A 23234-nucleotide genomic window follows, 5' to 3' on the forward strand; every position below is an offset into this window, starting at 1 on the left:
CATAAGATGAGGAGGTTTATTTTATGAAGGCATACGATATGCAGGAGAAAAAAGAGGTGGAGGTTACAGGAGAGGAGCTTATGAAGCTTTTAGACTCCAACCGCCAGGTGGATTTAGTATTTTCAGAGCCAAGGACAGATGAGGACGGCTACCTGACCTGGGATCGGGAGAACTGGCTGCTGGTTAAAGAGGGAAAATATCAGAGAAATTATTTCTTAAAGGGAAAAGCCCTCTATGACTTTACCCACCATAACAAATACGATATGAAGAATTCCTTCTTCCCGGAGCAGGCAGAGAAGATAGAGATTAATTAGTCGGAAACGCAGTCAGAGACATTTAAGGAATTACCGAAAATACGCAGAAATTCAGAATAAATAAAGGCATCCCGCGCAGTGAACCTGCCAGCAGAGGGGTGCCTTTTAATATAGGAAATTCGGAAGAATTTCCATAATACAAAAAGCCCTGACTGGCAGGATGCGCACGCCGTGCAGAAGAAAAAGGCTGCCTTAGGCAGCCCCTAGGTGCTGCGCTGCGTCGGAAAGGAAAAGTCTAAAGCAGCTCCTCCCGGCTTTTTGGACGCTCCTCCAGACGGCGCAGGACATAGCGGCAGGATATGCCTGTAAAGACGGAGGCGGCTATCCAGGCGGCCGGATCGCAGAAGCAGGCCAGCGGGTAGCTCATGAGCTTCATGGCTATGGGGGCCAGAGCGCAGCGGGCGCCAAGCTCAGCCGCACCTCCCATCATGGGGAGAAAGCCGTAGCCGCAGCCCTGCATGAAATTGCGGAAGACAAAAATGTAGCTGAGAGGAATGTAAAATGCCACACAGATGTACATATAGGTCTGCGCATAGGGAAGGATCTGGGTAAGGTCGCCTGTAAAAAACAGACGAATTCCAAAAGGAAGCAGAAGAACCAAGGCGGCCGCGCTGGCGAGGGCGTACACTGTGCTGATAGCCAGAGAGGTTTTGATCCCCTGGCGGATGCGCCAAAGATCGCCCTTGCCGATATTCTGACCGGCGTACGTGGCGGCCATCTGCCCCATTGCAACCATTCCCTGGGTTACCAGGTTCTGAAGCCGGCTCACAGCGGTGAAGGCTGCCACGGCTGTGGAGCCGAAGAGATTGATGGCAGCCTGCATGACGATGGTTCCCACAGCAGTGATGGAAAACTGCAGAGCCATGGGGATTCCCATAGAGAGCTGGCAGCGTACATAGGAAGCCCTCGGAAGGAAGGAATCACGCACGGGACAGAGAGCAGGGACGCGCTTCCAGATATATAAAAGGCACAGCAGTCCCGAAATCAGAGTGGCCGCGTTTGTGGCCCATGCAGCGCCCGCCACACCCATATGAAACCAGATGATAAAAACCAGATCCAGAATCACGTTGATCCCAGCTGAGAGAATCAGGAAAAACAGGGGAGCTTTGCTGTTTCCCACTGCTCTCAGGTAGGAGGAAAGAAGGTTGTAGAGGATGTTGGCGCCAAGGCCAATGCAGATGACACTGATATAGGAATAGGCGTCGTCAAAAATATCAGCCGGCGTATTCATGGCAGCTAAAAGGGGCTTCATAAACAGAAGGCTGGACACTGTCAGAAGGACGGCTGCCGCCAGGGACAAAAGAGCGCCGTTTCCCACACTGCGCCTGACTCCGTGTGTATCTCCGGCCCCGTATTTCTGGGAAGTGAGAACGGAAAAGCCGGCAGTCAGACCCTGGGCAAAGCCGGTGATCAGAAACATAATCGTTCCGGTAGACCCCACCGCCGCCAGGGCGCTGCTGCCTACATAGCGCCCTACGATGACGGTGTCAACCATGTTGTAGAGCTGCTGGAACACATTGCCTATGAATAACGGAAAAACAAATCTTAAAATAAGGGGGAGCGGTTTCCCCTCAGTCATGTCAAGTTCCATGGGAAATTCCTTTCTTAACGTTTTTTAACAAAGGAAAGTGTATACGGGGAAGGAGAGAATGTCAAATGGTTTTTGAGGCTGCCCAAGGCCTTCTGAAAATCCCAGATTGCACATACAGGTATTCCGATGATATAATAAAACTGATTTTTTTTGGAGGCGATCACCATGAACCTATCTCTTTTTCCGACACTAAAAGGATACAGGCCCTCCTGGCTTGTTAAGGACATCCAGGCAGGGCTTATTATTGCTGCCGTTTCAATCCCCATTTCTATGGGATATGCGGAGGTGGCCGGGCTTCCGGCGGTATACGGCCTCTATGGCTCGCTTCTGCCCATTCTCTGTTTTGCACTCTTTTCCACTTCGCCCCAGTTTATCCTGGGAGTGGATGCAGCTCCGGCAGCGATCGTGTGCGCTGCCCTGTCGTCTGCGGGGATAGAGGCAGGTTCCCCCGAGGCCATGGCTTTTGTGCCGTTTACTGCTCTGCTTGCAGGGCTGTGGCTTCTGCTCTTTTATTTCCTGAAGGCGGGAAAAATTGTCAACTACATTTCCACCCCCGTAATGGGCGGATTTATCACGGGAATTTCCTTCACCATTATCCTGATGCAGATTCCGAAGATTCTTGGAAGCGGTTCCGGCTCAGGGGAGCTTCTGGAGCTTCTCTTACATATCTGGGAGGCTTTTGAGCATGTGAGCATCCTGTCTGTGATGCTCGGTGCCGGCGCTCTTGTGATTCTGCGCCTGTCCCAGAGGCTGGTGCCGAAATTCCCCATGGCAGTGGCCATTATGGCGGCAGGAGTGGGCCTGGAGCTGGCATTCGGGCTGCACGGGATGGGTGTCAGGATGCTTGCGGCCGTAGAGCCGGGCTTTCCCGCTCTGTCCCTTCCTTCCGTTTCCGGCCTGGATATCGGCAGGGCGGCGGGAACCAGCCTGACAGTGGCAGTGGTGGTCATGTCAGAAACACTTTTATCGGAAAATAATTTTGCCTTTAAAAATGGATATCAGATTAAGGACAACAGGGAGATCCTGGCCTGTGCAGCCGGAAACCTGGCTGCCGCTCTGGTTGGCTGCTGCCCGGTAAACGGAAGTATTTCCAGGACCTCCATGAACGATCAGTTCGGGGGCAAAACGCAGATGACAGGGATCGTGGCAGGAGCTGCGATGGCAGTCATTCTGCTCTTTGCCACAGGCTTTATCGGCTATCTTCCTGTTCCCGTGCTGGCGGCCATCGTCATCTCCGCCCTGATGAATGTGGTAGAGCTGCATCTGGCAAAGCGGCTGTTTTCTGTGAGCCGAAACGAGTTCTGGATTTTTCTGGCAGCCTGCATGAGCGTACTCTGCCTTGGAACGATCTACGGAGTTGTCATTGGAATTGCCCTGTCTTTTACAGAAATGATCTTAAAGGCTGCCAATCCGCCCAGAACGGTGCTGGGAATTATTCCGGGCAGGGAGGGATTCTTCGATCTCAGAAAAAATCCCCATGCCGTTCCCATCAGAGGAACGGTGATCTACCGATTCAGCGAGAGTCTTTTCTTTGCCAACATAAAGATATTTAAGGAGGACATCGAGTCCTTGATTGAGGATGACACAAAAACAGTGATTGTGGATGCAGGGGCAGTGACAAGCCTTGATATTACGGCCGCCGATCAGCTGGAGGCTCTGGCAGAAAGCCTGAAAAAGAGGGGAATCCGCTTTTACCTGACCGAGCATGTGGATACAGTCAATGAGGAAATGAGAAAGCTGGGAATTGGCCGCCTGATTGAGGAGGGAATGGTAAGACGCACCATCACCACTGCCTTAAAGGCAGCCGGAATGGAGGAGCCCTACCCGGTAAAGGAGAGAGAGGCAGGCCCTTCCAGGTACCAGGCTATGACAGGCCTCTCTGCGGAGGAGGAGAATTCTCTGGAGGAATTTGGCTGGGCCTTCGGAGGGGACGTGGTGAGCCAGATCGAGAGACGCGTCCACCGGATTATGGAGAGCATCCACTATATGCCGGACATTGAGGAGCTGGTGGAACGCGGTCTTCCTGAGGATAAGGACGGATGGATGAATCTGGGAGCCTTTGATGAGGACGAGATTTTAAGAAGAATCGAGCTTCACCTTGATGAGCTGCCGGAAAATCTGAGCGACAACAAAAGCATTGTCCTGAGCCTTCTCGAAAAACGAAGGCAGAGGATCAGGGAAGAGCTTGAGCAGAATCATCCGGAGCTTTTAAGCATGTTAAAGCAGCGGCGTGAGAAGCTGGAACGGCGGCTGATGAAGCAGAACCCGGAAGCTGCCATGCGGCTTCGCGAATGGGAAAAGGCTCTGAGTGAAGGCAGAGAGAAAACAGACAAAACAGGTAACATTCGGTGACAAGACGGCTTATTGATATGAAAAACTGCAGCAGGAGGGAGAGAGATGGCATTCCAGACAGGCGTAAAAGAGGACACTAAGATAAAGCTGAAAAAACCGAGCCTCTACCATGTAGTTATGCACAATGATGATTTTACCACCATGGATTTTGTGGTGGAGATTCTGATGACGATTTTCCACAAGGAACATGAGGAGGCAGTAGCCCTGATGATGCTTGTGCATAATATCCAGAGGGCGGTGGTGGGAACGTATTCCTACGATATTGCCAGGACCAAGGCAGAGGAGGCAGAGGAAAGAGCCAGGGAACAGGGATTCCCGTTCAGGCTCAGCGTAGAAGAGGCATAGGAATCCGGCAGACAGCTTCCGGGAAATTTTCTGCTGTCTGCCGGAATTTGCGTCAGAAAAAGGAGAAATTTGCAGATGATGGAAATAGATGAAGAGGTAGCCCGTGTGTTCAGTGGTGCTGTGAAGGAAGCAGGAGAGCGGGGGCTGGAGTATGTGACTCCTGAACTGTTTCTGCTAAAAATTGCAGACGAGCCTATGTTTCGGGAGGCCTTTGAGGAGTGCGGCGGCGACTGCGGGGAGCTGAAAAGCAAGCTTGAAGCGTACATCAGGGAACAGGTACCGGCTTCAGACGGAAAAAAAGAGCCTGTTCCTTCCGCCGACTTAAATGAGCTTTTATTCTATACAGAGCTTACCACCCAGAATTGCGGGAAAAGGAGCATTGACCTGAATCACCTGATCGCCGCTTATTACCACTTAGAGAACAGCTTTGCCCTCTACTATCTGATGGAGCAGGGCATTGAAAAGGCGGAGCTTCTGCTGGAGCTTATTGAGTCCGGTGAAAAATGGGAGGGGGAGTATGAGGAATACGAGGTTCATGAGGGCGGTGACAATTCGGAGGAGTGGGAGGAATACTATGCCCGGGAATATGAGCTGGAAAAGCGCAGGGAAGAGCTGATGAGAGGCGGCGGGAAAAGAACGGAAGGAAAGAATGATGACGGCGGGGAAGAGGACATCCCGTTTGGCAGTACAGAAAAGAAGAGGGAAAAATGGAGAGATTATGTGACCTGCTTAAATGACAGCCTGTCGGATGTAAGCCCCCTCATCGGCAGGGAGGACGAGCTGGAACGCACCATGCAGATTCTCTGCCGCAGGGAGAAAAACAACCCCCTTCATATCGGCGAACCCGGCGTCGGGAAAACAGCCATAGCCTACGGCCTTGCAAGGCTTCTGGAAGAAGAAAAGGTGCCGGAGGCCTTAAAAGGTGCCAGAATCTATTCTCTGGATCTAGGAGCCATGATTGCCGGAACCCAGTACAGAGGCGAGTTTGAAAAACGGTTAAAGAGTGTTCTGGCAGGCCTTGAGAGGGAAGAAAAGCCCATTGTATACCTGGATGAGATCCACAACATTGTAGGAGCCGGGGCCGTGGGGGAGGGGAGCTTTGACGCGTCAAACCTGTTAAAACCCTACCTGGCAGCCGGAAGGATCCGTTTTATAGGGGCCACTACCCATGAGGAATATAAAAAGCACTTTGAGAAGAGCAAGAGCCTGGTGCGCCGGTTTCAGAACATTGAAATTTCCGAGCCCGGAGAGGAGGAGACAGTCAAAATTCTGGAAGGGCTCAGGAAGCACTATGAGAAATACCACGGCGTTTCCTACAAAAAGGGCGTGATGGAGTATGCGGTGCACATGAGCGCCAGGTATATCAATGAGAGATTTCTGCCGGACAAGGCCATCGATCTGATCGACGAGGCAGGCGCTTACCGGAAGCTCCATCCGCTTCCCCAGAAAAAGCAGACCGTGGGAAAGGAGGTCATTGACGAGATCCTCTCAAAGACCTGCCGGATTCCAAAGAAGGTGGTGGAGAGCGGGGAGATAAAGAAGCTCGCGGGCCTGGAGCGCAGACTGTCTGCCTGTGTGTTCGGCCAGGACGAGGCCATAAAAGAGGTGGTCAACGCCATCAAGTTCTCCAGGGCAGGGCTCTCCGAGGCGGGAAAGCCCCTGGCCAGCTTCCTGTTTGTAGGCCCCACAGGGGTGGGAAAGACGGAGATCGCCAGAAGTCTTGCGTCGGAGCTTGGGATCAGGCTGATCCGCTTCGACATGAGCGAATATGAGGAGAAGCATGCGGTGGCGAAGCTCATCGGAGCGCCGGCCGGCTATGTGGGATACGAGGAGGGAGGCCTTCTGACAGAGGCGGTCAGAAAGAATCCCCATGCAGTCCTGCTTTTGGACGAGATTGAGAAGGCCCATTCCGATATTTACAATATTCTTCTCCAGGTGATGGACTATGCGACGCTTACGGACAATCAGGGGAGAAAGGCGGATTTCAGAAATATTGTCCTGATTATGACCTCCAATGCCGGGGCAAGCAGGCTTACGAAAGCAAGGCTGGGCTTCGGGGACGGCGCCGGCGCAGACGGACGGGGCAGCGTGATTATGGATGAGGTAAACCGGGTATTCCAGCCGGAGTTCAGGAACCGTCTGAGCCGGATTGTCGTGTTTGATGGAATTGACGAGAGGACGGCCAGAGAGATTGCAGGGAAAAAGCTCAGGGAGCTGGGAGCCCTTCTCTCGGAGCGGCAGGTGGAGTTTTCTTTCACCAGGCAGGCGGAGGCCCTTCTGACGAAAAAGGGAGTGAGCCGGGAATATGGGGCAAGGGAGCTTACGAGGGTGATCGAGCGGGAGATCAAGCCTCTCCTGGCTGACCGGCTTTTGTTTGGAAGCCTGAAGCGGGGCGGTTTCTGCCGGCTGGATGTAAAAGACGGCGCGTTTGTTCTCTCAGATGAAGCTGGCGCAAAGGAAAAAAGGGAGGAACATGCATGATACGAACGCTCATCGTGCCGAACTACTACAGAGAGTTTCACTGTATCGAGAGCAGCTGTCCGGACACCTGCTGCGGAGGCTGGAAAATTCCCATTGACAAAAAAACCATGAAAAAATACCGTGCTCTGGGCCGGAGCGGCTTTGACTTCCATGGTGCGGTAGACAGGAGAAGGCGGCAGATTGTGATGAAGGATGGTTCCTGCCCTCTGCTGGAAAAGGGGCTCTGCAGGCTCCACAGGGATCTGGGGGAGGATTACCTGTGCCGTGCCTGCCGGCTCTATCCGCGCCACGATGAAGATTACGGCAGTGTTCACGAGCGTTCCCTCTCCCTGTCATGCCCGGAGGCGGCCAGGCTGATCTTAAAGAGAGAGGGGAGGCTTACCTTCCGGAAATATATGGGGAGGGGAGAAAAAGAGGCAGAGGATCCGGCGTCCCGTCCTCTCTTTGCCCAGCTTATGAGGGCGAGAAAACAGATGCTCTCAATGTTATCCTTCCGGGAAAGGCCTCTCGCACACCGTCTGGCTATGATTCTCGCCATGTCCCACGACATGCAGCGGGGAATCAGCCAGGGCAAAGATGAATCCCTCCATATGATAATGGATCGGTACACCCTGCTGGAAACAGAGAAGGGGTACGAGTGGTTTCTGTCGAAAACGTCATCCTGCATGGGGAGACGGGAGGAGCGGTATGATCAGATGGCAGCCTGCCTGGGGCTTCTCGGGGAGCTGACTGAAATTTACCCGGGCTATGGGAGGATGGTTTCCGGCTGGATGGATGTGCTCTACCGGACGGAGGCTGGATTTGCAGATTATGACAGAGCAGTGCGGGAAAGCGAGGGAGAGCCGGAAATCGAAATCATGCTTGAAAATCTGGCCGCCTATATCCTGTGTCTGTACGTGCCCGGGGCAGTCTATGACAGGGATGTGTATACCAAGGTGAAATACTGCCTGTTTTCTGTTCTCTGTATCCGGGAGGCTCTGACTGCAGAGATGGCTCTAGGAAGGCTTAAGAAAGAAAATGCCATGGGCAGGGAGGAAGCCGAGGCCGCGCTCCTCAGACTGTCATGGAGCTATTCCAGGCAGACGGAGCATTCTGACGAAAATCTGGAGCTGATAGAGAATGCCCTGAAAAAGAGAAAACTGTTTTCCATGAAGTCCATATTTATCAACCTGTTTGGCTGAAACCTGGTCAGCCCGTTTGCCCGGACTGCCCTCCGGGGTTAAGGAGCCCGCCGCCTGGCGGGCTCAGCCGCTAAAATACAATATCTTTCTGCAGGCTCTCTCTCCATCTCATTTTACATCAAATTTACACCAAATCTCGTTTCTCGTATCTCATTTTCATAAATAAAAGCGTTTTAGAAATTCTTATCTTTTTTTCTTTTCAGGAAATGGAAAAATAAAGAAAATGTAAGGAAATCGAAATTGACGAACGGTTTTTCCAGAAGTATCCTAAACATAGACTGGATCAGTTAACCGCGAACCATTCACAGGTATGAGAGGAATGGGGACGAAGAGATAGAATGGAGATTGAGATGAAAAAAGGGAGATTGAGAGCCGCGAGGGGATTTTGGCTGGCCGTCTGCATCCTGGGGCTGGCAGCAATAGGGGCAGGATGGGCGGTAAAGGGCGTGTCTTATGTAATGGCTCAGAAGCTGCAGAGTTCTGACACGGCAGACGGCGGGGAGAGTGAGCCGATTGCCACTGATGACGCAGATCTGCGCTTCAGAGAGCGATTTTACGCGCTGAGTCCGGACAGTCTGGAAGTGACAGATGCCGAGACGGCAGAAAAGGCTGCGTCCGAGGGGAGAGAGGGCCTGGGTATTCTGCTGGCGGAATTCCCTCAGGAAGACATTTCCGTATACGGGTATGTGGACGCAGAGAAGCCCTGGCAGGGAGTCATGATCCGGTGTGGAGACAATGTGAGCTATTTTCCGGATATTGTCTATCTGTCAGAGTCTCGGGAGATGCCGGAGATTTACGCAGACAGCAGCAACAGCCTGATTATAGCCTCCTTCCACGCCGGGGCAGGAGAGGAAAAGAAGCGGGATACCCTCTACGCCTTCTTAAAAAGCCCGGCGGGAACCATGACATGTCAGGAATTTACGGCAGAGGACTTTCTGGGGCAGATGGAAAACCGTTTTTCCCTGAGCTACCAGCCTGGGGAAAACAGCGGGAAACTGGTGGGCCAGGATGGGAGGCTGATTGGTGAGGTGGACCTGAGCTGGGCGGACGGAGCCGCCATCACAGGACTGAATGTCATCAATCGCGTCCGCTTTATTCCCGGCAGCACGGTCTGGGCAGAGGTGGAGATCGGAATCACAGCCGAAGGGCGCGCCCCCTACTATGGAGAGAACCTTGTTGTGACGGCCCCGGTAGAGTTAAACAGCCAAAGCTATGGAAACGGAACGAAAAAGGTCAGCTTTTTAATCGGTGAAGTGAGGGAAAAAGCAGGAGAAAATCAGAGCGGTGAGGGGCTGGAGGAATAGAAGGGCCAGTGTCCGAATAAACTGGACTGAGAAGCTGTGTGCAGGGGAATGCAGTGCAGGAATTTGTTTTTCAAGTGATGGATTCGTTCGGATACATAGGGATATTTGCTTTGATTTTGATAGAAAATCTGTTTCCTCCCATTCCTTCTGAGGTGATTCTTACCTTCGGCGGATTTATGACTACATATACGTCCATGACGCCTGCAGGAGTGATTGCAGCGTCTACAGCGGGTTCGGTTCTGGGGGCTGTGATTCTGTACTATGCAGGGCATCTCATTCCGAGGGAACATATGTCCCGCCTTCTGGACGGAAAGGTGGGACATATGCTGCATTTTCAGAAGGAGGATGTGGGAGACGCTGTGGAGTGGTTTGAGAGACGGGGAATGGCAGCAGTGCTGATCTGCCGCTGTGTCCCGATTATCAGAAGCATGATCTCCATTCCTGCAGGCATGGCCGGAATGAGGATGTTTCCCTTCCTCCTTTTCACAGCCGCCGGAAGCCTGGTGTGGAATACAGCCCTGGTTCTGGCAGGGGCCACAGCAGGTGCATCCTGGGAGAGGATTCTGGAGGCCATGGACGCCTACTCGAATGCGGCCGTTCTCCTGATCGGCGCTGCGGCCTTTCTGGGAAGCTGTCTCTATTTCAGAAAGAGAGAGGGGCAGGACAGCGGTGAAGAAAATGGAGGGGAGAGATAGCTCCCCTGCCGCAGTGCGATCCCCGCGGAGCGTTTTTATATAACAGGGAACGAAGTTGTCTGTTATATAAAAAAATCCCCTGTCAGACTGCCTGGACAATCTGACAGGGGATTTATCATGCGTCTGATAGGAATCGAACCTACGCACACGGCTCCGGAGGCCATTGCTCTATCCACTGAGCTACAGACGCATCGATTGTATTTTACTATAAACTGTTGGAAAAGGCAAGAACTTTTTCAATTATCGCTAATCTGCAACCTCATGCTCCAGCCATTTCCCGCTTCTGAACCGTCTTACAAAGAAGAAGCCCCGCACAGTCCAGTCAGTAAACATTCCAATCCATACAGCCATGGGGCCAAAGCCGCAGACTCTGATCAGGAAGATGCAGAGAGTGACCCGGCAGGTCCACATGGAGAGGCAGGAGAGCAGCATGGAAAATTTCACATCGCCGGCCGCTCTCAGGCCATAGCCGGGAATAAAGGCGGCTGTCCATACCAGAGGCTTTACCACCGTAATCCATCCCATCATAAACAGACAGAGGGAGGCGCTCTCTGCCTCCAGGCCTGCCAGCCTCGTGATAGGCCCTGAAAGGAGGAAGATGAGAATGCAGCTCACAAAGACGGCGGCCTCTGCGGCATAGCTCAGCTTTTTTATGTAATACCTGGCCTCGTCAGGTCTGCCTGCTCCCAGGCACTGGCCCACCACAGTCATCATTCCGATCCCGATGCCGATCCCGGCAATGCCGTTGAAATTTTCCATAATATTCGTCATGGCCTGGGCGGCAATGGCCGCTGTTCCCAGAGTGGAAACGGTGGACTGAATGGCCAGCTTTCCAAACTGGAACATTCCGTTTTCCACCCCGGAGGGAATCCCGATGCGCAGAATATTTTTGATCAGGCGTCCGTCCGGCCGTAGGAAGATGAAGTTTCCGATAATGATCTGGCCGGATTTCCTCCGGAGGAATAAAAGCACGCAGACGGCGGCGATAATCCGGGATACCAGGGTGGAGATGGCAGCTCCTGCCACCCCCAGCCCTGCACCCCAGATTAGAACGGCATTTCCGAAAATATTCAGAAGATTCGTGGCTACTGTGACAGCCATGGGAAGGCGGCTGTTATTCTGTGCCCTGAAGATAGCTGAACCGGAGTCAAAGAGGGCGATGAAGGGGAAGGACAGGGAGGTATAGAAAAAATATACCATGGCAGAGTCCATGACCTCCTTTTCCACCGAGCCGAAGATCAGGCCAAGGATCGGCCCTCTGAAAAGCTGGCAGACTGCGAGAACAGCCAGCGAGATGGCAAGTACGATAAACAGAAGCTGGTCGGCACAGCGTTTCGCCTGTTCCTCCCGCTTCTGGCCCATATAGTTGGCGCAGATAATCGCACCCCCGGCAGCCAGAGCGTAAAAGGCCTGGATAACCAGTATGTTGATGGAGTCTACAAGGGAAACGGCGGAGATGGCCGCCTCGCTGACATTGCTCACCATCATGGAGTCCACAGTTCCCATAAAAGAGGTGAAGAGCTGCTCACAGATCAGGGGAACCATCAGGGCGAAAAGCTGCCGGTTGCTGTAGAGATGTCCTGCGCCGGAAGGGGCGCTTTCTTTTTGATTCATTGCAATGCACCTTCATTTCATACACGTTGTCAGCTGTATGCTTTTTCCTTTTTCATTGCTGTACAGGCGTGAAACATACGGAGTTTATTGTAACGGAAAGGGAGGAAGAATGCAAGAACGTATCTTTCTGCTGTTTCCGGCAGGAGGGAGGGGAGATGCCGGCCGGTGCAGCGGATTGCCGGGACAGTGAGTCTGTGAGAATTTCCTGTAGGAATCAGGCCGGACTGTGTGATATGATAAGAATATCAGAAACGTACAGGGATTTTTCTGGAAAAAGGAGGAAACATATGATTCATATTGCAATACTCGGAGTGGGATCCATTGCGGAAAAGATGGCCCAGACCTTAAATGGAATGGAGGGAAAGGATAAGGAGTTCTGCTGTTATGGGGCAGCGTCCAGGGACAGAGAGAGGGCGGAGGCCTTTGCAGCCAAATATGGCTTTGAGAAGGCCTACGGCTCCTATGAGGAGATGGCGGCCGACCAGGCAGTGGATCTGGTCTACCTTGCAACCCCTCATTCCCACCACTATGCCCATGCCAAGCTGTGCCTGGAAAACGGAAAGCATGTGCTGTGTGAGAAGGCCTTTACAGTCAACGCCCCTCAGGCCAGGGAGCTGTTTGATATGGCTGAGAAACGGGGGCTTCTTCTGACAGAGGCCATCTGGACAAGGTACATGCCTATGAGAGAGATGATTGACGATGTGCTGGCATCGGGCATTATCGGCACTCCCTGTACCCTGACTGCGAATCTGGGGTACCGGATTTTTGAGAAGGAGAGGCTTATCCGGCCGGAGCTGGCAGGAGGAACTCTCCTGGATGTGGGAGTTTATACGCTGAATTTTGCTCTCATGGCCTTTGGAAAGGATTTTGAAAAAATAGAATCCTCCGTGCAGATGGCAGAGACGGGAGTGGACGCCCAGGAGAGCATTACCCTGCGCTACAGAGACGGCAGGATGGCTGTGCTGAATGCGACGATGATGGGGATCAGCGACAGACGCGGCGTGATCTACGGAGACAGAGGGTTCCTGGAAGTGGAAAATATTAACAACCCACAGTCCATTACGGTTTATGACGGGGATTACAGGGAAGTAAAAAGGATTCCCTGCCCGCCCCAGGTGACAGGATATGAGTACGAGGTGGAGAGCTGCCTGAAGGCTGTCAGGGAGGGCCGGACAGAATGTCCCGAAATGCCTCACAGTGAAACGATCTATGTCATGGAGCTGATGGATGAGCTGAGGAGGCAGTGGGGACTGTCCTACCCCTGTGAGGAAATTTCATGACATGGGCTGAGGCGGCAGCCGGCAGGCCGGTTTTCTGCCATTAAAATGGAGGAATTTTCCATAATTACACAATAATAACTTTTTTCGAGAATGAATGTAAAAAACATCAAAAGGTTGACGCCGCATTCATTTTATGTAATAATTCTCGTTGTGCCTTTGGGAAAGCAAAATAACTTGTCTGGGAGTGCTGCTCCTGGAACTTCTGCTTTACAGTTTATGCTGCAAAAGTTCCATCATGCGACACTCCCTTTTTGGGTCCGTCAGTCAGCGGGAAGCTGGCGGCTCTGGGACAGGTTTCTTCCCGGGGAAAGGCAGATGAAAGAAATGAAAGAAAAAGAGGTGTTTATGGAAAACTCAAAGAAAATCAACTGGTACACCCTGGCCTTTATGGCGTTTTCTACGGTCTGGGGTTTTGGAAACGTGCTCAACGGCTTCGTTTACTTTAACGGAATCCAGGTTATCTTCAGCTGGATTCTGATGTTTGCCCTGTACTTTGTACCTTATACGCTGATGGTCGGCGAACTGGGCTCTGCCTTCAAGCATTCCGGCGGCGGCGTAAGCTCCTGGATCCGTGAAACCATCAGCCCCAAGTTTGCCTACTATGCAGGCTGGACGTACTGGGCCTGCCATGTAACCTATATCGCCAGCAAGGGAAGCGGCGGATTAAAGGCTTTAAGCTGGATGGTATTCCAGAACGGAAGCACCTATGACACGCTGCCCACCACCTGGGTACAGCTTGCGACTCTGGCTGTGTTCCTGTTCTTCTGCTGGGTTGCAAGCCGCGGCTTAAACCCGCTGAAAAAGCTGGCCACCATCGCCGGAACAAGCATGTTCATTATGTCAATCCTCTACATTCTCATGATGTTCGCAGCTCCGGCCATCAACCCGGGAGGCGGCTACGTTTCCATGGATTTCAGCGCAAAGAACCTGATTCCGCAGTTTAACGTGGGATATTTCACCTCCCTGTCCATCCTTGTGTTTGCAGTGGGCGGATGTGAAAAGATTTCTCCCTATGTAAACAAGGTGAAAAACTCTGCCACCGGCTTCCCCAAGGGAATGATTGCCCTGGCCGTCATGGTTATGGTCTGCGCGATCCTGGGTACGGTAGCCATGGGTATGATGTTTGATCCGGCGGTCATCAATGAGAGCACAGAGAGCTTCAATTCCTACGTGTCCAACGGCGGATACTGGGCATTCCAGAAGCTGGGCGAGTATTACCATGTGGGAAATCTGTTCTTAATCATCTACGCTGCCTGCAACGCAGTGGGACAGTTCTCCACGCTGGTACTCAGCATCGACGCTCCGCTTCGCATGCTGCTTGACAATGAGGATGCGAGAGAGTTTATCCCGACAAAGCTGTTAAAGAAGAACAAATACGGCGCTTACATCAACGGAATCTGGATGGTGGTTATCCTGTCAGGAAGCATCATCGCAATTCAGTCCTTTGTGCCGGGGGCTGCTGCAGTTCTGGCCCAGTTAAATAAGCTGAACTCCGTAACCATGCCGCTGCGCTACCTGTGGGTATTTGCTGCCTACATTGCGCTGCGCAGATGTATCGGAAAATTTAATCCGGAATACCGCTTTACAAAGCATCAGGGTCTTGCCTTCACGGCAGGCATATGGTGCTTCGGCGTCACAGCCCTCTGCTGCGTCCTGGGTATGTATGTAGAAGGCGATATCGCTTCCACAGCGTTAAACATTGTGACTCCGTTCGTGCTGACAGCCCTTGGACTGATTCTTCCTATTATCAAGAAGAGAGAGGCAGCTAAGGCACAGTGAGAAGCAAGATAAAAACAAGATAAAACAGAATAAAAACAAGATAAAACAGAGAAGCCGCTGGCAGGGAAAAATTTCCCCCAGCGGCTCTTTTTCTGTATAGCGGAAGGGATTTTAGAGACTGCAGTGCTGCCGGTTCCGGCACTTCCCGGTTCAGCATCCCGTCATGATTCGGATAATCTCCTTGTCTGTCTCCCGCATGCCGTCCTTTCCAAGGCGGCCGATATTCCGGATCGTGTTCTCCACTCCCTTGGACACGACACCGTCACCGCCGTAGAACTGCTGGCCGTTGCGGTACATGTTCCAGCCCAGAATGCCGGCATCCACGGAGGCGGCAATCTTGGCGGCGCAGGAAGCCTTGGCGCCGTCACAGATAATGCCGGAGGTAATTGCAATGGCATTTACCAGGGTATGGGCAATTTCCTCAAAGCCGCCTCCGGCCAGGTAGGCGATCCCGGCACCGGCGCCGGCGCCGGCGCTGACGGCTCCGCAGTAGGCTGACAGCCGTCCAATCCCTGTTTTCTGGTGCAGGGTGATGAGATCCGAGACGAGAAGAGCCCGGTACAGCTTCTCCTCGCTGCAATTCCACTCCTTAGCGTATTCGATAACCGGAAGGGAGGCGGTTATGCCCTGGTTTCCGCTGCCGGAGAGAATGACAACGGGCATTTCACAGCCGTTCATTCTGGCATCGGAGCCGGCAGCCGCCGCAGCCTTTGCCCTGTTTTTTACATCTGTTCCGTATTCCTTTAAAAGAACTTTTCCGATGTTGGCCCCATAGCTGCCGCGCAGTCCCTCCTGGGAGATGGCGGTATTGTATGCGATCTGGCGGTCTAACAGTTCGCGGACATCGGAGAGGTCTGCTGTATCAGAAAAGTCCACGATTCCCTCAACCGTCAGAAGGCTGTAGTCAGGCATATCTGTGCTTGCCTGCTCGGAGAGCTCTCCCTGGTAGAGAACTTCCCCGTCTTTTTCGAGAAGAACAATATTGGTATGCTCATTGATTATGCGGGCTTTGGCCTGTGAGCCGTCCTTCTTCACGGTCACGGATACGTCCAGGATAAAGGGGGAATCTGCCGGGCGGACATAAATGGAAGCCGTTTTCAGGTAGGCGGCAAGCTTTTCTTTTTCCTCATCAGTTACCTGTGACAGAACCTCCAGCTTCAGCTCCTCCTTTCCTGCGATGATGCCGGCAGCTGCTGCAGCCTCGATTCCCTTGGCCCCGTTTGTGTTGGGGACGATAACGCTTTTTACATTTTTTATAATGTTTCCGCTGGCTTCAATGAGGACGGAATCGGGGATACAGCCCAGCAGCGCTCTGGCCCTGGCAGCGCAGTAGGCGATGGCGATAGGTTCCGTGCATCCCATGGCGGGGAGAAGTTCCCGTTTCAGAATGTCCACGTAGGTTTTGTATCGGATATCAGATTTTTCCATATTTTGTTTCCTCTTTTCTTTCTGTTTTCATGTGCTCTCCGTCTCGGAGGAGAAGCAGAAGGCAGGTGATAAAGATTTCCTTTGACACAGAATCTCCTTATAAGATATTATGGGGAAAATAACAGGTTTTGTCCAACAGTTTTTTGAAAAAGGCCCACAAAAAAATATTGTATATTGTGGCAGGGGGTTAATCATGAATTTTGTAGATCTTTCGTGTTTTGTCATGGCTGCCGAGGAAATGAACTTTACGCGTGCAGCCAAGCGGCTTTACATTTCTCAGCAGTCTCTGAGCAGCCATATTGCAAAGCTGGAGGAGCATTATGGTGTCCGTCTGTTTGACAGAAGCGCACCTTTGACAATGACCAGGGAGGGAAACCTTCTTCTGAAGCATGCCCGGGCAATTCTCGATGAAGAAAATCAGATAAAAGAAGAACTCCAGGACTTAAGAGAGGGAGGAGGATGCCAGCTTTCCATAGGAATCTCCGGCTATCGAAGCAGCGCTATGATGCCTGTTCTTTTACCGGCTTTTTATAAAAAAAGGCCTGAATGCCGGGTAAAGCTTCTCGAGGCCCCGTTAGCCCAGGTGACAGAGGCGCTCCTTCACGGGAGAGTTGAGATGGCAATCGGATATGAATCAGATGAGGACAAAGGGATTCGAAGCGATGTCCTCTATGAGGAGGAGATATGGCTTGTGATTCCCGGAAAAATTTTTGAAGCGTGCTTCAGTGACAGCGAAAGAGAACGCCTGCTATCCCAAACCAGGATTTCTTTTCAGACGGCCAGAAAATGTCCTCTGATTTTGATGGGTGAGAGAACCTGGCTTCGGGAAATGGTAGAGGCTTTTGGGAGGGAAAAGGAGGTGGAATTTTACTCTTCAGTAGAGACAGCAAGTATTGACACGATGATTTCTCTGTGTATGAAAGAGATGGGAGCTATGGTTTGTCCGGAAATTTATCTTGATGAGAAACAACTCCGTGAAGACGGTTTTAAGGTATTTCGGCTGTCAGAATCCATGTTTCGCAGGAAAATAGCAGTTAACTATCTGGATCGAAAGTATCAGCCCCGCATAGCAAAGGAATTTATTGCCCTGGCAAAACAGGTTTTCCATAAGGGCTGGCATGAAAAAATAATCAGACAAAATTAAATTATAGGCGGTGAAAGGGAAGATTATATCAATCTGCCTGAAAAAATGAAAGCGACAGAAAAACACAGTGGCCTCACCGGATAAAACTGTTGGAATTCAGTAGAAATTGTTTGTATAATTGTCCATAAATAGGAGAATACCAGACAACAGTTCAAATCAGCGGGGGATTTTGCCTGTCATATCCTCCGGATATGCCATCTCTCCGAGAGATGCGCACTCGTAATGGATGGCTGGATTTTACTGGGTACATCAATAGGATTTTAGGGGAGGAAGGAGCATGGAGAACCATAGCTTAAAGCGGTTAATCCGCCTTTCGGACGAGTATGAAGCATATACACTGAAAAACAGGAGAGAGATCCACAAAAACCCGGAGCTGTCTTTTCAGGAGTTCCGTACGGCGGCCCTGGTGTGCCGGGAGCTTGACGCCCTTTCCATTCCCTGGGAAAAAAGTCCGGTTGAACCGGGGATCATTGCTCAGATAGACAGCGGACGTCCGGGAAAGCTTCTAATGCTTCGGGCAGACATGGATGCCCTTCCAATTCAGGAGGAAAATGACCTGGAGTTTCGCTCTGAGCGTGAAAATGTCATGCATGCCTGCGGACACGATGTCCATACCGCAAACCTTTTAACTGTCGCCAGGATTTTAAATGAGATGAAAGACTGCTTTAACGGCCGGGTAAAGCTGGTGTTCCAGCCAGGCGAGGAGAGCGGAGGAGGCGGCAGAAGAATGATTGAACAGGGGCTTCTGGATGAAAAGCCGGATGCCTGTATAGGGCTCCACGTGTTTCCCTGGACTCAGGGGAAACTGGTAATCGGGAGCGGGTATCTGACGGCCTTTTCTGATGGCTGCACAGTGAAAATACACGGAAAAGCGGCCCATTCATCCACACTGGAAGAAGGAGTGGATGCCATAGGAATTGCGGCGGCGATTGTGACAGCTCTCAATTCAGTGGCAGCCAGGAACATCAGCCCCATGGAGAACTCCACTCTGAATGTAGGAAAAATTGCAGGGGGAAGTGCGCCGAATATTATCGCCTCGGAATGTGAACTCTCAATTATGATGCGCAATATTACGCCAGATGCCCGTGAGGTGATGATGGAAAAAATTAATTCTATATCAAAAGGGATAGCGGAAGCTATGGGGGGCAGCTGTGAAATTTCTTTTCGCCAGGGATATCCGTCTGTATACAATGATCCGGAATTTACCGCTTTTGTGACAGATACGGTTGAGAACCACAGGGAAGTGCTGTATGATGGGATTGTGGAGATTCCGGAACACTATTTACTCACAGGCAGCCAGGCAAGGCTGATCGCTGAAGACTTCGGATTTTATTCCAGACAAGTTCCCTCCTGCTTTATCCAGGTGGGAACGGGAGTATATGCCCCAGCTCACAGTTCCCGGTTTATGGTTGACGAAAACTGCATTAAGCTCTGCACCAGGCTTATGGCAGCTGCAGCGCTCCGTTTTTTAAGTATGTAGATCTGCAGCTGGGAAGATTCCCCGCTTTAAGAGAGCAGGATGAGTAAAGCAAAAACATGGCAGGCTTAGGGTGAGGATATCCAGGTCAAGTAGATATAGACAGATATAGGCAAGACGCACAGTTAATGTGAATGATGAAAGAGATATACAGTCAGGAAGGAGTTAAAAAGAAGAGAATGGAACATTCAGAAGAAATGGAACGCCCTGTAATAGGAGTACTGGGAAATCTGTATACACATACACATTCCGCGTATGCGGCTCAGATGACATATGCAAATTCTGCATACCTGAACGCAGTGAGTGAGAACGGAGGGATTCCCTTTGTGATCCCGGCTGTGGGCACAGAAGAGGAACTGGAGAGGCTCCTCTCTTTCTGTGACGGACTGCTGTTTCCCGGAGGAGAGGATGTGGATCCGAAGCTGTTCGGGGAGGAGCCCCATCCCTCCATCGGTTCAGTCAATGAGCAGATGGATCGCTTCTGGATTCTGGCAGAGAAAAAGGCAGAGGAGCGGAAGCTCCCGGTGCTTGGAATCTGCAGAGGAATGCAGCTTGTCAATGTTGCCAGAGGAGGGAGCCTGTGGCAGGATATCAGCCTGTACCGGGCGGATCACCAGCTCCATGCGCAGAAGCAGGAGAGATCCTATCCGATCCATCAGGTGAGGATCGAGAAGGGAAGCCGGCTTTCAAAAATACTGGGAGAGGAGACCGTATATACAAATACTCTTCATCACCAGTGCGTCAGGCTCCCGGGAAGAGATCTGGCTGTAACAGCCTGGGCGGTAGACGGAGTGGCGGAGGCTATGGAGAGTCCGGAGGGAAGAATTGTTCTTGTACAGTGGCATCCCGAGGAGCTTACAAGGTCGGTGCCGAAAATGAACGGGCTGTTTTCTGATCTGGTGCGAAAGGCACAGAGGCACAGATGCGAGAAGCAGCAGGAATCCTGATCTCATCCGGACTTTTACGTTTCAGTGGAAAATCCTCTCTTCCTGTAGTACAATCAGGATAGCTTGCATTGGAAAGGAGTGACATGGATGCCTTTTATTAACTCAAAACTGTCAGTTAAGGTGTCAGATGAAAAAAAGGAAGCAATTAAAACAAAGCTGGGGCATGCCATAGAGGCGATTCCGGGCAAAACGGAAAGCTGGCTGATGGTAGGATTTGAGGATGACTACTGCCTGTATTTCAAGGGAAACCAGGACGGACCCACTGCCTTTATTGAGGTGAAAATTTTCGGCAGCGCGCCGGACAGCGCCTTTGACAGGCTGACAGAGCGTATTTCTTCCATCTATGAGGAGGAGCTTGGAATACCCAAAAACCGTATTTATATCAAGTATGAGGAAGTGCTTCACTGGGGATGGAACGGAGCTAATTTTTAAGGGAGGCGGCGGTTTGACAAAGATGCCGCAGGCAGAGACAGAGAAGAAGGAGGATGACGGTCATGATGAACGAAAAAGTGGCAGAGCTTATTAACACACAGGTAAATAAGGAGTTTTACTCCGCATACCTTTATCTGGAATTTTCCAATTTTTACGTGGAGCAGGGATTAAGCGGATTTGCAAACTGGTACAGCATACAGGCCCAGGAGGAGAGAGATCACGCGATGCTGATGTTAAAATACCTTCAAAACAACGGCGTGTCTGTGACGCTGGAGGCTATTGACAAGCCGCAGGTACAGCTTCAGAACAATATGGATCCTCTGAAGGAGGGCCTTAAGCATGAGCAGTATGTAACCTCCCTGATCAACAATATCTATGACGCAGCCTACACCGGGAAAGATTTCCGCACCATGCAGTTCCTCGACTGGTTTGTAAAGGAGCAGGGGGAGGAGGAGATGAATGCCTCTGACCTGATCAAAAAGATGGAGCTGTTTGGAGGAGATCCGAAGGGACTTTATATGCTGGACAGCGAGCTGGGAGCCAGGACGTATACAGCTCCTTCCCTGACTCTGTAGTCTGCGGCAGTCAAGGCCTGCGCTGAGGAAAGCAGACAGAAAGGCGAAAATAATGAGACAGAGAATCTGTGATTATGGAATTCAGATTGGGAGTTTTCCCAGGGGAACCAGAAATCTGATAACGGATGTTCCAGGCGTAGCTGTAGGGCATAAGACGGTGAAGGGAAACGGGAACTGTACGGGAGTCACAGTGATTATGCCTGTAAAAGACAATCTGTTTTTGAACAAGTGCACTGCCGCAGCTTACATCCACAATGGTTTTGGAAAAACCTGCGGACTTTTGCAGGTGGAGGAGCTTGGAACACTGGAAACACCCATCGCGCTTACCAACACGCTGAATGTAGGGCTGGTGGCCGATGCGCTGGTAGAATATACCTTAAACCGCTGTGAGGCTGACGGAGAGCCTGCTTTTTCCGTCAATCCGGTGGTGGGAGAGTGCAATGACAGCCGGATTAATAAGATCTCTGTGAGAGCAGTGACAAAAGAGGATGTGTTTGAGGCGATCGAGGCAGCCGGTGAGGACTTTGAGGAGGGCAGCGTGGGCGCCGGAGCCGGAACCATCTGCTATGGCTTCAAGGGAGGAATCGGCTCCGCATCCCGGCTGGTGGAAGTGGAAGGAAAGAAATATACCATCGGAGTCCTGGTTCAGTCAAACTTCGGTGCCACCCGCTGTCTGACGATCAACGGCGTTCCCGTGGGAAGGGAAATTCTGAGAGAGGCAGAGGGACAGGAGCTGCCCTCCCCTTCAGATACCCTGAGAAGCCATGTCAAAAAGGCTCTGTTCCACGGTACCCAGGAGGATCGCGGTTCCATTATGATGATCTGCGCTACGGATCTACCGCTCTCAGATCGCCAGTTAAAGCGCCTGATCCGCAGAATGGGAAACGGACTGGCCAGAACCGGCTCCTATACAGGACATGGCAGCGGGGAGATTATGATAGGTTTCTCCACTGCCAATCGCGTTCCGGCGGCACAGGAACCTGCGGTTCTGACGAGGGAGATGCTCAACGAGAGCCTTCTCAATGAGCCCTTTGAGGCAGTGGCCGAGGCGGTGGAGGAGGCGGTTCTCAATTCCATGACCATGGCTGATACGACAGAGGGAGTGGACGGAACCGTTTATTACAGCCTGGCGGAATTTTTGGAAAGAAAACCGATCAGAGAGTAAAAAGACAGTCCTGTTGGGACGTGATAAGAACGAGGGAAAAGCAGAATACAGAGCGTGAAGCGGAGCCGGCATTATGCAGAAATGCCGGCTCCATTTTACTGTTTGCAGGATATTTCTCTGAAGTTTATGAATAAAGCTCTGCCTAATCTTTAAAGGGGACGCAAGCCTCACGGACAAGGGATTCAAATAATGGAAGCATGGCGTCATCAACAGGGAGCATGGCCTCCGGGTGCCACTGAAGCCCGATTCCAAATGGATAATCTTTTACCTCCACCGCTTCGATTACCCCGTCATCGGAGAGAGCGGCTGTCTGCAGGCATTCTGCCACAGTCTTGAGAGCCTGGTGATGGTAGCTGTTCGTCCAGATTCTGGTTCCGAACAGCTGATGAAGAAGAGTTCCCTCCTTAATTGTGACAGGGTGGCTGACATCCCCTCTGTCCGTTGCCTGCATGTGCTTTGAAACGGTTGGAGAAAATTCCGTCAAGTCCTGATAGAGCGTTCCGCCGCAGGCCACATTGAGAACCTGTATGCCGCGGCAGATGGCGATAAAGGGCTTTTTCGCCTCCAGCACGAGCTTCATCAGAGACAGCTGAAAATCGTCCAGAAGAAGGCTGGTAGGCCCCACAAGACGGCTGGGAAGCTCTCCGTATTTGCAGGGAGAGATATCCTGCCCTCCGCTGAAGAGAAAGCCGTCGCAGACAGCAAGATACTGGGAAAGAATTTCCCTGTTCTTCGTTACAGGCAGCATGACGGGAACGCCGCCGCCGCGGATGACGGCGTTCGGATAATTTATGTTGGTAAAGACTCTGGGAACCGCCTCTTCGCCCAGGACGGTGACAATTCCGATAACCGGCTGTTTCATTAGAAAAAATCCCCCTTTTACAATATAGATTTATCTTAGTATAGCATAGATTCCTTTTAGTATAGCATGGAGCAGAAGGAATGCACAGATAAAAGAGAGAATATTTTTCGTGCCGCTTCATATAAATCGAATACCGGAAGTCAGTAAAAAATCACAGAAAATGAGATGGAAAGATATGCCAGACAGTCAGGTCAGCTTCAAAAAGCAGAATAAAATAATGGAAATTCTACAGGAAAAGACGAATAAAACAAAAATAAAAACAGTAAAG

The 23234-nt window shown here is 51.5% G+C and carries 19 protein-coding genes and 1 tRNA gene; 15 read left to right on the forward strand and 5 right to left on the reverse strand.

What is annotated here, in order from left to right; translation table 11 throughout:
• The first annotated feature begins 23 nt into the window (after positions 1 to 23).
• Positions 24 to 314 carry a hypothetical protein gene (locus LK436_RS07105; protein ID WP_008398276.1) on the forward strand — a complete coding sequence of 97 codons (291 nt, stop codon included), beginning with the start codon at positions 24 to 26 and terminating at the stop codon, positions 312 to 314.
• 235 nt (positions 315 to 549) lie between these two features.
• Here the strand turns inward: LK436_RS07105 and LK436_RS07110 are convergent, their stop codons facing one another.
• The gene (locus LK436_RS07110) at positions 550 to 1905 is read right to left on the reverse strand and encodes an MATE family efflux transporter (protein WP_008398274.1); all 1356 of its coding nucleotides are present in this window, start codon (positions 1903 to 1905) and stop codon (positions 550 to 552) included.
• Between the two features lie 165 nt (positions 1906 to 2070).
• On the opposite strand from LK436_RS07110, the gene LK436_RS07115 reads away from it, so the two are divergent.
• The 6 genes from LK436_RS07115 to LK436_RS07140 all read left to right on the forward strand — a co-directional run bounded on the left by LK436_RS07115 (position 2071) and on the right by LK436_RS07140 (position 10263).
• A complete protein-coding gene (locus tag LK436_RS07115; RefSeq protein WP_008398272.1) occupies positions 2071 to 4257 on the forward strand; it encodes a SulP family inorganic anion transporter in 2187 nt (728 codons plus the stop codon).
• A gap of 45 nt (positions 4258 to 4302) precedes the next feature.
• Entirely contained in the window at positions 4303 to 4602 is a 300-nt protein-coding gene (locus LK436_RS07120; protein WP_008398271.1) for an ATP-dependent Clp protease adaptor ClpS, read from the forward strand.
• Positions 4603 to 4677: 75 nt separating this feature from the next.
• Positions 4678 to 7083 carry an AAA family ATPase gene (locus LK436_RS07125; RefSeq protein ID WP_008398270.1) on the forward strand — a complete coding sequence of 802 codons (2406 nt, stop codon included), beginning with the start codon at positions 4678 to 4680 and terminating at the stop codon, positions 7081 to 7083.
• Positions 7080 to 8264: a flagellin lysine-N-methylase gene (gene fliB, locus LK436_RS07130; RefSeq protein WP_008398268.1), complete on the forward strand. Its 1185-nt coding sequence runs from the start codon at positions 7080 to 7082 to the stop codon at positions 8262 to 8264. Before LK436_RS07125 ends, fliB begins: the two co-directional genes overlap by 4 nt.
• Before the next feature lie 350 nt (positions 8265 to 8614).
• A complete protein-coding gene (locus LK436_RS07135; RefSeq protein ID WP_227910185.1) occupies positions 8615 to 9568 on the forward strand; it encodes a hypothetical protein in 954 nt (317 codons plus the stop codon).
• Between the two features lie 110 nt (positions 9569 to 9678).
• Positions 9679 to 10263, forward strand: a complete 585-nt coding sequence (locus LK436_RS07140; RefSeq protein WP_318281193.1) for a DedA family protein — start codon at positions 9679 to 9681, stop codon at positions 10261 to 10263.
• Between the two features lie 118 nt (positions 10264 to 10381).
• On the opposite strand, the gene LK436_RS07145 is transcribed toward LK436_RS07140, so the two are convergent.
• Positions 10382 to 10453 (reverse strand) — tRNA-Arg (locus LK436_RS07145).
• Positions 10454 to 10509: 56 nt separating this feature from the next.
• Positions 10510 to 11877 (reverse strand): MATE family efflux transporter, encoded by a 1368-nt coding sequence (locus LK436_RS07150; RefSeq protein ID WP_008398265.1) that lies wholly within the window; start codon positions 11875 to 11877, stop codon positions 10510 to 10512.
• 287 nt (positions 11878 to 12164) lie between these two features.
• On the opposite strand from LK436_RS07150, the gene LK436_RS07155 reads away from it, so the two are divergent.
• Positions 12165 to 13157, forward strand: a complete 993-nt coding sequence (locus tag LK436_RS07155) for a Gfo/Idh/MocA family protein (RefSeq protein WP_021966223.1) — start codon at positions 12165 to 12167, stop codon at positions 13155 to 13157.
• Between the two features lie 345 nt (positions 13158 to 13502).
• The gene (locus LK436_RS07160; RefSeq protein WP_021966224.1) at positions 13503 to 14936 is read left to right on the forward strand and encodes an APC family permease; all 1434 of its coding nucleotides are present in this window, start codon (positions 13503 to 13505) and stop codon (positions 14934 to 14936) included.
• Positions 14937 to 15086: 150 nt separating this feature from the next.
• On the opposite strand, the gene LK436_RS07165 is transcribed toward LK436_RS07160, so the two are convergent.
• Positions 15087 to 16364, reverse strand: coding sequence for a serine dehydratase subunit alpha family protein (locus LK436_RS07165; protein WP_008398257.1), 1278 nt, complete (start codon positions 16362 to 16364; stop codon positions 15087 to 15089).
• Between the two features lie 193 nt (positions 16365 to 16557).
• Between LK436_RS07165 and LK436_RS07170 the strand changes: the two genes are divergently transcribed.
• From LK436_RS07170 to LK436_RS07195, 6 genes are all read left to right on the forward strand, one after another.
• The gene (locus tag LK436_RS07170; protein ID WP_044931501.1) at positions 16558 to 17508 is read left to right on the forward strand and encodes a LysR family transcriptional regulator; all 951 of its coding nucleotides are present in this window, start codon (positions 16558 to 16560) and stop codon (positions 17506 to 17508) included.
• Positions 17509 to 17785: 277 nt separating this feature from the next.
• The gene (locus LK436_RS07175) at positions 17786 to 18988 is read left to right on the forward strand and encodes a M20 metallopeptidase family protein (protein ID WP_008398254.1); all 1203 of its coding nucleotides are present in this window, start codon (positions 17786 to 17788) and stop codon (positions 18986 to 18988) included.
• Positions 18989 to 19164: 176 nt separating this feature from the next.
• Positions 19165 to 19932, forward strand: coding sequence for a gamma-glutamyl-gamma-aminobutyrate hydrolase family protein (locus LK436_RS07180; RefSeq protein WP_416207813.1), 768 nt, complete (start codon positions 19165 to 19167; stop codon positions 19930 to 19932).
• Between the two features lie 87 nt (positions 19933 to 20019).
• On the forward strand, positions 20020 to 20364 hold the full coding sequence (locus LK436_RS07185) for a phenylpyruvate tautomerase MIF-related protein (protein WP_008398252.1): 345 nt from the start codon (positions 20020 to 20022) through the stop codon (positions 20362 to 20364).
• A gap of 62 nt (positions 20365 to 20426) precedes the next feature.
• Entirely contained in the window at positions 20427 to 20939 is a 513-nt protein-coding gene (locus LK436_RS07190) for a ferritin (protein ID WP_015544834.1), read from the forward strand.
• A gap of 52 nt (positions 20940 to 20991) precedes the next feature.
• Entirely contained in the window at positions 20992 to 22104 is a 1113-nt protein-coding gene (locus LK436_RS07195; protein ID WP_008398249.1) for a P1 family peptidase, read from the forward strand.
• A 142-nt stretch (positions 22105 to 22246) separates the two neighbouring features.
• On the opposite strand, the gene LK436_RS07200 is transcribed toward LK436_RS07195, so the two are convergent.
• Positions 22247 to 22966: a gamma-glutamyl-gamma-aminobutyrate hydrolase family protein gene (locus LK436_RS07200; protein ID WP_008398248.1), complete on the reverse strand. Its 720-nt coding sequence runs from the start codon at positions 22964 to 22966 to the stop codon at positions 22247 to 22249.
• Positions 22967 to 23234: the final 268 nt, after the last annotated feature.

This window comes from Clostridium sp. M62/1 (genome assembly GCF_020736365.1).
GTDB classification, from domain to species: Bacteria; Bacillota; Clostridia; order Lachnospirales; family Lachnospiraceae; genus Otoolea; species Otoolea saccharolyticum_A.

Coding starts and splice junctions, on each gene's coding strand:
- LK436_RS07105 (WP_008398276.1), top strand. CDS start 24: ATGAAGGCATACGATATGCAGGAGAAAAAAGAGGTGGAGGTTACAGGA.
- LK436_RS07110 (WP_008398274.1), bottom strand. CDS start 1,905: ATGGAACTTGACATGACTGAGGGGAAACCGCTCCCCCTTATTTTAAGA.
- LK436_RS07115 (WP_008398272.1), top strand. CDS start 2,071: ATGAACCTATCTCTTTTTCCGACACTAAAAGGATACAGGCCCTCCTGG.
- LK436_RS07120 (WP_008398271.1), top strand. CDS start 4,303: ATGGCATTCCAGACAGGCGTAAAAGAGGACACTAAGATAAAGCTGAAA.
- LK436_RS07125 (WP_008398270.1), top strand. CDS start 4,678: ATGATGGAAATAGATGAAGAGGTAGCCCGTGTGTTCAGTGGTGCTGTG.
- fliB (WP_008398268.1), top strand. CDS start 7,080: ATGATACGAACGCTCATCGTGCCGAACTACTACAGAGAGTTTCACTGT.
- LK436_RS07135 (WP_227910185.1), top strand. CDS start 8,615: ATGAAAAAAGGGAGATTGAGAGCCGCGAGGGGATTTTGGCTGGCCGTC.
- LK436_RS07150 (WP_008398265.1), bottom strand. CDS start 11,877: ATGAATCAAAAAGAAAGCGCCCCTTCCGGCGCAGGACATCTCTACAGC.
- LK436_RS07155 (WP_021966223.1), top strand. CDS start 12,165: ATGATTCATATTGCAATACTCGGAGTGGGATCCATTGCGGAAAAGATG.
- LK436_RS07160 (WP_021966224.1), top strand. CDS start 13,503: ATGGAAAACTCAAAGAAAATCAACTGGTACACCCTGGCCTTTATGGCG.
- LK436_RS07165 (WP_008398257.1), bottom strand. CDS start 16,364: ATGGAAAAATCTGATATCCGATACAAAACCTACGTGGACATTCTGAAA.
- LK436_RS07170 (WP_044931501.1), top strand. CDS start 16,558: ATGAATTTTGTAGATCTTTCGTGTTTTGTCATGGCTGCCGAGGAAATG.
- LK436_RS07175 (WP_008398254.1), top strand. CDS start 17,786: ATGGAGAACCATAGCTTAAAGCGGTTAATCCGCCTTTCGGACGAGTAT.
- LK436_RS07180 (WP_416207813.1), top strand. CDS start 19,165: ATGGAACATTCAGAAGAAATGGAACGCCCTGTAATAGGAGTACTGGGA.
- LK436_RS07185 (WP_008398252.1), top strand. CDS start 20,020: ATGCCTTTTATTAACTCAAAACTGTCAGTTAAGGTGTCAGATGAAAAA.
- LK436_RS07190 (WP_015544834.1), top strand. CDS start 20,427: ATGATGAACGAAAAAGTGGCAGAGCTTATTAACACACAGGTAAATAAG.
- LK436_RS07195 (WP_008398249.1), top strand. CDS start 20,992: ATGAGACAGAGAATCTGTGATTATGGAATTCAGATTGGGAGTTTTCCC.
- LK436_RS07200 (WP_008398248.1), bottom strand. CDS start 22,966: ATGAAACAGCCGGTTATCGGAATTGTCACCGTCCTGGGCGAAGAGGCG.